This window comes from Christiangramia marina (genome assembly GCF_048285865.1).
Taxonomy (GTDB): Bacteria; Bacteroidota; Bacteroidia; order Flavobacteriales; family Flavobacteriaceae; genus Christiangramia; species Christiangramia marina.
Genome location: NZ_JBLVTK010000001.1, coordinates 972,777 through 981,972, shown reverse-complemented (window position 1 = coordinate 981,972; position 9,196 = coordinate 972,777). Strand labels below are relative to the sequence as shown.

General features: G+C 38.3%; 10 protein-coding genes. 5 read left to right on the top strand and 5 right to left on the bottom strand.

Annotation, left to right across the window (positions count from 1 at the left end; translation table 11 throughout):
• The first annotated feature begins 39 nt into the window (after positions 1-39).
• From ACNKXS_RS04585 to ACNKXS_RS04570, 4 genes are all read left to right on the top strand, one after another.
• The gene (locus ACNKXS_RS04585; RefSeq protein WP_417919828.1) at positions 40-213 is read left to right on the top strand and encodes a hypothetical protein; all 174 of its coding nucleotides are present in this window, start codon (positions 40-42) and stop codon (positions 211-213) included.
• Between the two features lie 29 nt (positions 214-242).
• A complete protein-coding gene (locus tag ACNKXS_RS04580; protein ID WP_298246908.1) occupies positions 243-485 on the top strand; it encodes a putative signal transducing protein in 243 nt (80 codons plus the stop codon).
• Positions 486-999: 514 nt separating this feature from the next.
• Positions 1,000-1,434: a ribose 5-phosphate isomerase B gene (gene rpiB, locus ACNKXS_RS04575; protein WP_295179526.1), complete on the top strand. Its 435-nt coding sequence runs from the start codon at positions 1,000-1,002 to the stop codon at positions 1,432-1,434.
• Positions 1,435-1,442: 8 nt separating this feature from the next.
• Positions 1,443-1,883 (top strand): GNAT family N-acetyltransferase, encoded by a 441-nt coding sequence (locus tag ACNKXS_RS04570; protein ID WP_417920143.1) that lies wholly within the window; start codon positions 1,443-1,445, stop codon positions 1,881-1,883.
• 2 nt (positions 1,884-1,885) lie between these two features.
• Here ACNKXS_RS04570 and ACNKXS_RS04565 read toward each other — a convergent pair whose 3' ends face one another.
• The 5 genes from ACNKXS_RS04565 to ACNKXS_RS04545 form a co-directional block, all read right to left on the bottom strand.
• Complete coding sequence (locus tag ACNKXS_RS04565; RefSeq protein WP_417919827.1) at positions 1,886-3,514, bottom strand: S41 family peptidase; 1,629 nt, start codon at positions 3,512-3,514, stop codon at positions 1,886-1,888.
• Entirely contained in the window at positions 3,498-3,887 is a 390-nt protein-coding gene (gene rnpA / locus ACNKXS_RS04560; RefSeq protein ID WP_417919826.1) for a ribonuclease P protein component, read from the bottom strand. Before rnpA ends, ACNKXS_RS04565 begins: the two co-directional genes overlap by 17 nt.
• 79 nt (positions 3,888-3,966) lie before the next feature.
• Entirely contained in the window at positions 3,967-5,862 is a 1,896-nt protein-coding gene (locus ACNKXS_RS04555) for a M1 family metallopeptidase (RefSeq protein ID WP_417919825.1), read from the bottom strand.
• Between the two features lies 1 nt (position 5,863).
• Positions 5,864-7,549 carry a S8 family peptidase gene (locus ACNKXS_RS04550; RefSeq protein WP_417919824.1) on the bottom strand — a complete coding sequence of 562 codons (1,686 nt, stop codon included), beginning with the start codon at positions 7,547-7,549 and terminating at the stop codon, positions 5,864-5,866.
• Between the two features lie 7 nt (positions 7,550-7,556).
• Positions 7,557-8,420, bottom strand: a complete 864-nt coding sequence (locus tag ACNKXS_RS04545) for an MBL fold metallo-hydrolase (protein ID WP_417919823.1) — start codon at positions 8,418-8,420, stop codon at positions 7,557-7,559.
• A gap of 167 nt (positions 8,421-8,587) precedes the next feature.
• Here ACNKXS_RS04545 and ACNKXS_RS04540 point away from each other — a divergent pair.
• The coding region (locus ACNKXS_RS04540; protein WP_417919822.1) for a cation:proton antiporter domain-containing protein at positions 8,588-9,196 on the top strand (609 nt) is incomplete at its 3' end.

The following is a 9,196-nucleotide window of genomic DNA, read 5'->3' as shown; positions in this document are numbered from 1 at the left end:
ACATTAGCAATTAGTTCATCGTTTAAATTTGCTTGCAGAATGAAAATACATAGGTCCTCATCTTATACAGCGGTCTTTATTCTGATCTTTTTGATCGGACTTATAATTTTCGTTACCATTATTAACAAATCACTAAACGAGAAAAGTGATCTTCTGAATACTAATTCCACTGAAACTCCTGTAACTACTTTAGTATCTGCTTCTAACGATTAATACGTATCTTAGGGAACTAATTTTTTCCCATGAAAGACTACGTTTGCCTGGCAACTTTTACATATCCGCATGAGACATTAATTCTAAGATCCAGATTCACTGATGAAAATGTCATGCATTATTTTCAGAACGAAACTTTAGTTGGTCTAATTCCATTTAGTTCTTCTGCTTTTGGCGGAATAAAACTAATGGTTCATCCACAAGATGTCTCAAAAGCAAAAGAGATCCTTGACTCATTCAATGACAAATCTTCTTCTCTACGCATCGTATAGTTATGAACAGTATATACTATTATTATCTTTTCTTCTTTTTTAAAAAAATTAAATGATGGTATATGATGGCGTGTTAATTTGTACAATAATTTTTCTCCTACTTACTTGTAATTTCAGTTGTAATTATTTGATAACAGTTTATCAACAATACTGTGAATAGCTAACTAATTGATACACTTAGGTTTTTAAGATTTACTTAACATAAGTTCTTAAATTTTATTAATCCCTTTTTATTGAAAAGTTTACTATCAACAATTGTCAACAACCGAATTTTAAGTGCTCATAACTTGATAAAAAATTACCTACTTATAATTTGCTTTATTGATAGTAGTTCGAGTATTGTTATAAAAATCTTAAAAAGCAAATTTCTTTATCATTAAATCATCAGATGTTTTACACAATTATATGTGGGTTCTAAAGCCTTGAAAATGAGGTAAACCTTAAAAGTAATTAACAACGCATTTTAAGCTTCTTAACTGCTTGTTTTTTTAACTTTGTCTCAAACAACACAACTATGAAAATATCTATAGGAAACGACCATGCAGGTACTGGTTATAAACAAATGATCCAATCTGCCCTGGAAAAAGAAGGTCACAAGCTTACCAATTATGGAACAAATGAAGAGGATAGTGTAGACTACCCAGATTTTGTTCATCCAGTTGCAAACGATGTGGAAAATGGAAATGCAGATCTTGGTATCATTATATGTGGTAGTGGAAATGGTGCTAATATGACCGCTAACAAGCATCAGGGCGTGCGCTCTGCATTATGCTGGACCGTTGAGATCGCAAAGCTTGCCCGGGAACATAATAACGCTAATATTCTTAGTATTCCTTCGCGTTTTGTTTCTGAACAGCTTGCAACAGAGATGGTAGAAGCATTCCTTAATACGAAATTCGAAGGCGGCCGTCATCAAAGAAGAATAGACAAGATTCCGGCAACTAAATAAGTATGGAATTGAATATTGAAATTAAAAAGTTCAGCGAACTGAGTCTCGCTGAACTTTATGCAATTTTACAACTACGTTCTGAAGTTTTTGTCGTGGAACAGGATTGTGTATATCAGGATATTGATGGTAAGGATGCTGAAGCTTTACATGTTCTGGGAACCAAAAACGGGAAGATCGTAGCGTATACTCGGTGTTTTGCACCCGGATATTACTTTCCTGAAGCAGCTATTGGTCGTGTGATCGTAAAGGAATCTGAAAGAAAATTTGGATATGGACACGAGATCATGAAAACTTCTGCCACTGCTATTTTTGAAAATTATAATACTTCAAATATTAAACTTTCTGCACAACAGTATTTGATTAAATTTTACGAATCTCATGGTTACCAATGTATAGGCGAAGGCTATCTTGAAGATGGTATTCCACATATAGCAATGATCAAAGACTAGTATTACTTCAGAATCTCAGCGTATTTATTTTCGCTATTCAGGATCTCCCTGGCTTTGGCAATTTCTGGATTGTTCACCGTATAATATTCATACAGGCCTTCTTTATAGAAATATCTCTTGATGATCTCATCTTTAAGAAGGCTTATAATTTCAGGTTTTCTGAGTTCCAGCTCCTGTTTTTCATGTTGCTCCAGTTGGGATCTTATTCCTGAAGCTTCAAATTTCAATTCCAGATTTTCCTCTTCAGAGGTAGCAATTAATTCATCCAATTCCTTTTCCGTAGCAGTTACATAATCAAAATCAGATCCTCTCAGGTATACTTTGAATTCCTGGAAATCTGCATCGTTGAAATCAAAATCATTCAGATCTTCTATCTTGTGTGAGTAATAATATTCCGTAGCAAAATTAAAGATCGCATCCTGCAGTAATAATGCCTGCGTGATATCACTAAATTCGGAAGTTTCTAATTTTACATCTGGTAAAATTCCTCCACCATCATACACCTTACGCCCATTACGGGTATTAAATTCATTATAGTCTTCAACTTTAGTTCTAACTGCTTTGCCATTTTCATCCCGGCGACGATAGTCCAGCGCCTGTATACATCTTCCACTCGGAGTGTAATACCTGGAAATGGTAATTTTAAGCTGAGTTCCATAGGCTAATTCCCGTGGTCTTTGTACCAACCCTTTTCCAAAGGATCTTGCTCCAACAATTACTCCTCTATCCAGATCCTGTATTGCTCCGGCCACGATCTCACTGGCAGAAGCGCTACGCCCGTTTACCAGGACGACCAAAGGAATCTTAGTATCTATAGGTTCTCTCTGTGTATAATAATCCTTGTTATATTTTTCTATGGCAGATCGCGTGGTGACGATCAATTCATTTGCTGGAACAAAAATATTACTCACATTAATTGCTTCACTCAGTAATCCTCCCGGGTTCCCTCTTAGATCAAGAATGATCTTGTTAGCGCCCTGATTTTTTAGTTCTTTTAATGCTCTGGAAACTTCGGTTGAAGCTTTGGCATTAAACCTGGATAGAACGATATAACCAGTGTTATCTTCCAGTAATTTGTAGAATGGCACTGCATTTAGATCTACAGATTCCCGTTTTAATGAAGTTTTCTGTTCCTTTCCCTGTCTTAAAAAAGTAATTTCCACGGCAGTTTCAGAAGCGCCATTAAGCAGTTCTCCCGCATCCTCTTTAAAATCTGCAACTCGTATATCCCCAATCTTAGTTATAAGATCTCCGGCTTTTAAACCGGCTTTATCTGCAGGATAATCTTTATAAGCTTCCACAATAGTAATTCCAATAGCCCCATTTTTAACCGCCGCGCCAATTCCGGTATATTCACCAGAATTATTGATCCTCGCTGCTTCCACATCCTGCTCATTCCAGTAGTTGGTATAAGGATCAAGATCTGTAAGCATTGATTTTATCGCAGAATCCATTAATTGTGCAGGATTTGTTTCGTCAACATAATTCATGTTGATCTCCTTGAAAAGTGTCGTGAAGATCTCGATCTGTTTAGCGATCTCGAAAAAATCTGATTTAAAACTTACAGTTCCTATGAAAATTCCTGCAAGAAGAACAGGTATAAGGATGAGTTTTTTAAAGTTCTTTTTCATGAGTCGGCTGTTTTTCTGAAAAGTTCTTCAGCAATTTGATCATATTCTTTTCCATTTTGGAATGATCGATCTCATCCCTGGAAATATATATGAACATAAAAGCATGAGAAATTGCAAGATCGCTGGTAACAAGGTACTTATTTTTTCTGAAAGCTTCGCGCATCAATCGTTTGATCCTGTTGCGTTTTACTGCTGTTTTCACCAGTTTTTTAGGTACAGAAACTCCCGTTTTTAATCCTGGTTTATCTGAAGTCTGGATTGGGGCATAGATAAGTTTCAGCGGATAACTTTTTAGATTTCTACCTTCAGCAAAGAGCAGATCTATATGCTTTTTGCTTTTTAATTTTTCCAACTTTCCGAAGCTCTGATCCATGTTTCAAAAGTACCAATACTTTCAAATAAAAAAACCCTTCCGTAGAGAAAGGGTTTTTATAATATTTACTGCGGGAGTTTTATTCTTCTCCTTCTTCTTCGGAAGATTCTCCGTCTTTGTTCCAAACGTTATCTGAAGGATTTACATCTGCCATCATTTTTGAACTATCAATTTCAACGCTGGTAATGTCTTTGGAAGCATCAATTTCCAATTCATAGGTAGGGAATCCCCAGGCCCAGTCTTTAGCAACCGTTCTCTCTTCACCTTCACGTGCCTTTTTCTCCCAACGCATCATTTCCAGTGGGATATAGTAGGTTTTCTTAGAACCGTCAGCATAGGTTACATCAATATCTATAGGCATTGGCATTAATCCATTCCTCTTCAGGGATACTGTTGCTTTAGCATCATTCATTTCAACTCCATCTATAGCGTAATCGATCGTATTGGTGGTTTGTGTCCAATCCATTAAATACCAGTCCAGCTCTGCTCCAGAAACCTTTTCAGCAATTCTTATAAAATCGTTTGGAGTTGGATGTTTAAATTTCCATTCATCATAGTACCTGTTCAAGGTTTTTGATAGATTTTCTTCACCTATGATGTATCCAAGTTGTGCAAGAAATACCGCTCCTTTAGAATATGCAGAAGTTCCATAAAGGGCATTCAGTTCATACCTGTCGGCATGCGTAGATTGCGGCTGCTCTCTTCCTGAATTTGCCAGGTACTGGTATCCTCTGTATGAACCAGTGTGCGGATTATCCTTATTTTCTCCAAGGACTACATTTTCAGCTTCAGAAGAAATGTAGGAAGTAAAACCTTCATCCATCCATTCGTGTTTACTTTCATTAGTAGCCATTAAATGCTGAAACCATGCATGCGCCATTTCATGAGCAGTAACGCCAACAAGACTTCCAAAAGAGCGTTCCCCAGTGATTAGAGTAAGCATCGCATACTCCATTCCACCATCTCCACCCTGTACTACAGAGTATTGATCCCATGGATATGGTCCAATATGTTCGTTGAAATACAGAAGTAATTCTGCTGTTTTTGGCTGAAGATTTTTCCAGTTCTCTTTAATATCTTCATTGTCTTTATAAAGGAAATGTAGTACCGTACCATCTTCAGCTACTAACTTATCATGGATGTACTCAGGATCTGCTGCCCAGGTAAAATCATGAACTTTAGGTGCTTTGAAATGCCAGGTTAGCTTGTCCCCTTTTTTTCTCTTTACCTTAGTTCCTTCTTCTTCGTAGTTGTAACCAATTTCCTGAGGATTTTGAAGATATCCCGTACTTCCCAGGATATAATCCTTATCGATGCTGATCTTTACATCAAAATCTCCCCATACGCCATGAAACTCACGGGCAATATAAGGATCTGCTTGCCATCCCTGGAAGTCATATTCTGCAAGCTTAGGATACCACTGACTCATGGAAAGCGCTACACCTTCAGAGCTGTTTCTACCAGATCTTCTTATCTGTTCCGGTACCTGGCCTTCAAATTCCATGTTGAAGGTTATTTTTTTTCCAGGAAGAATTGGCTCAGCAAGTTCTACTTCCAGAACAGTTCCAACTTCTTCATAATCTAATGAAGTTCCATCCTGAGTTAGAGAGTTTACTCTCAAATAACCAATCTGGTCTTCAGAAAGATCACTAATACGGCTTACCCTTTTTGGTTCTTCCTCAGTACCTTCATTTCTAACCATTCTACCATCAGGATCTGCAATACTTTCCAGTCTTGCATTCATTTCTGAACCTGGTTGAAAGGCGTTGAAATACAGGTGATAAAAAACACGATTTAGAGTGTCTGGAGAATTGTTGGTATAGGTCAATTCCTGGGTACCGGTGAATTTAAAATTCTCCACATTTACATCTACATCCATTTTGTAATCTACATGCTGTTGCCAGTAGGAAGTGTTGTTCTGTGCCTGAATTACTCCGGCGGTAAGTAGTATTAAGCTGAAAAAAATATTCTTCATTCTAGTTGTTTTTTGAAATTTGATCTGCCAAAATTAAGGCGTTATATAGGTTAGCCATTTTTCCTGAAGTCGAAATAGTCTCGAATTTTTTAGTATTACTAGTATCTCCACCCAGTACTACTGTCGCCTTTGTAGAAATACCACTATCCATAATTATTTGTTTTACCTGCCCCGCAGATAATTTTGGGTAATAACCTCTTATGATCGCCGCGATTCCTGCAACTGCTGGTGACGCCATGGAAGTTCCCTGAAGATACTCGTAAGTATCGTTTGGTGTTGTAGACCAGATCTTGGTTCCAGGCGCGAAAACATCTACGTTAGTAGCTCCATAATTAGAAAATGTCGCGATAAGATTCGCTCCGTATTCATAATTCAACGCACCAACCGTTAGAAAATTATCACTGATCTCTGTAGTTTCCTGCGGATTCTGGTCGTTGGGATAAACCCTTTTTTTGTCAAGATCTATTCCTTCATTTCCAGCGGCATTTACGATAAGAACATCTTTATCTGCCGCATATTTGATGGCATCGATCACCCATTCCGGGTTTTGAGAAAAGTATTTTCCAAAACTGGTGTTGATCACTTTTGCACCATTGTCTACTGCGTAACGAATTCCCAGTGCGATGTCTTTATCATACTCATCACCATCCGGCACAGCTCTTACCGCCATGATCTTAGCATTGCTGGCAACTCCTTTAAGCCCTACGGAATTATTTCTGTTAGCTGCAATGATCCCGGCAACGTGTGTTCCATGCTTGGCATCTTCTTTCTTTGGATCTGGTCCTGAAACTTTGTTGTTTCCATAGTTGGTATCGGTGATATCGTAAGGATCGTCACCCACAACAGCTCTACCATCCAGGTTTAGATTAAAGTGGGTATCAAGACGACCACCGAAATATTCCACACCTTCATTGATCTCCTTGATCACTTCTGGTATACTCTCGTTTACGTTGCTTTGCATTTGCCCAACGATCATTTTTGCCTGTTGCAGTTCCTGGGTTTCAGGTTTAAAATCCAATACCTGCTTTTTAGTATAATCTTCAGTTGCCAGGGCTTTGGTCATAGCCGCATGTGCATTTTTCACCTGCTGTAGGATCTGGGTATACTGCTGCTGAGTTTGCTGAGCTTCCTGGTATTCCTTATCGTATTCTTTTTTAGCTTCCAGGTACATATTGTATTCTTCCCTGTCTGCAGTGCTTATGCTACTCTGAGATTTCCCTTCATATTTGGGTTTTAATCGCTTGATGATACGAGTAAACTCCATGTTTTCTTCCACGGCATCCCCTAGAAAGTTCCAGCCATGCACATCATCAATAAAACCGTTCTTATCATCATCTTTTCCATTACCAGCGATCTCGTCCTCATTAGTCCAGATCACCCCTTGCAGATCTTCATGTGTGATATCTATACCGCTGTCCACCACTCCAACGATAACCGTTGAAGGTTTGTTGTTTTTAATAATTTCAGCATAGGCTCTATCCACGCTCATTCCCGGAATAGTGTCCCTGGAAAGATCTGAATTAGTCCAGCCTTTTAACTGGGCATCTGTAAGGTCCTTTACTTTTAAAGGAATAGAATCGATATTGCTTACTGGTGTGGAAACTACTCTTGGAGCAGTACTGCTACATGCAGTTAAAGCGCCGGCTGCCAGGATGGTCAGGAACGGCTTATAAACAGGTATTCTCATAGTTGTTTTAATTGAATAATTCGTTGAAGGTATAAGTCTGATCGTGTCTTACTCCCTTTTCGGTATTTTTTAGAGTTATTATTTCATTATAAGCGTCATGCTCCATGAACAGGTAATAATTTTCATTTGCTGCTGTTTGCAGAAATTTCTCTTTTTCAGCAAGCGTTAATAGTGGTCTGGTATCAAAGCCCATTACATAAGGTAAGGGAATATGTCCCACGGTAGGAAGAAGATCTGCCATAAAAACCAGTTTCTTACCCTTGTAGTCAATATGCGGAATCATTTGCTTATCTGTATGTCCGTCTACCAGAAGTGATTCGAAGCCAAGATGATCTGCTTTGCAAAATTCACTGTTTCCCTCCTGCTCCACGAAATGAAGTTTTCCGCTTTGTTCCATTGGAAGAATATTTTCTTTCAGAAATGATGCTTTTTCGCGAGCATTTGGTTTCGTAGCCCATTCCCAGTGATCCTCATTGCTCCAGAACCTGGCGTTTTTAAATGCCGGTTCATAACCTGTACGTTCTTTATTCCACTGGATACAACCTCCGCAATGGTCAAAATGAAGGTGAGTCATAAAAATATCTGTAATGTCATCACGATGAAAACCATGTTCCTTGAGTGAGCTGTCAATACTATGCTCTCCCCATGGATAGTAATAACTAAAGAATTTCTCACTTTGCTTATCACCCATTCCGGTATCAATTAGAATAAGTTTATCACCATCCTCAATGAGCAAACATCGAGCAGCAATATCAATCATATTATTCGAGTCGGCAGGATTGGTGCGGGTCCAGAGACTTTTCGGGACCACTCCAAACATAGCTCCACCATCTAATTTAAAATTTCCGGCTTGTATAGGATAAAGGGTCATTCAGAATAAATTTGAAGATTTCTCCGCAAAATAGAAAATCTCATAGCTAATTCGAATTATTTTCTAAATGATTTAACAGCCTCGTAATAATGTTAGGCTTTTAATAATAAGCTTTCATAGTAAAACATTTTTAATATTTTTAGCAATCTTAAGCAAATACAGAATCTATGGTTGAATTGGCAGGAATAGTGATCCTTGGGATATTGGCACAGTGGGCAGCATGGCGTTTTAAGATCCCTGCTATTTTACCATTAATACTTGTAGGTCTTGCTGTAGGACCAATTTCTACTTTTTTTACTGAAGATGGTTCCAAAATTATTGAACCAATCTGGAATGGTGAGTCCGGATTATTTCCTGGTGAAAGCCTTTTCTACTTCGTTTCCCTGGCGATCGGGATCATTCTTTTCGAAGGTGGTTTAACGCTGCGGAAGGGTGAAATTCTTAATGTTGGCCCGGTGATCATCAAGTTGATAACCATTGCCGTAATCGTTACTTTCTTTGGAGCCGGTGTGGCAGCATACCTGATATTTGACCTTAGCTGGCAGATCTCGTTCTTATTTGCGGCGCTTATCATTGTAACCGGTCCTACCGTTATTACCCCTATTCTTCGAAATATTCCCTTAAAGTCTGATATCTCAACTATTTTGAAATGGGAAGGAATTCTAATCGATCCTATTGGTGCACTTGTAGCGGTATTGATGTTCGAGTTTATTAGCGCTGGAACCGGGACTGAATTTACAGAAACAGCATTGATAGAATTTGGAAAGATCGTCCTG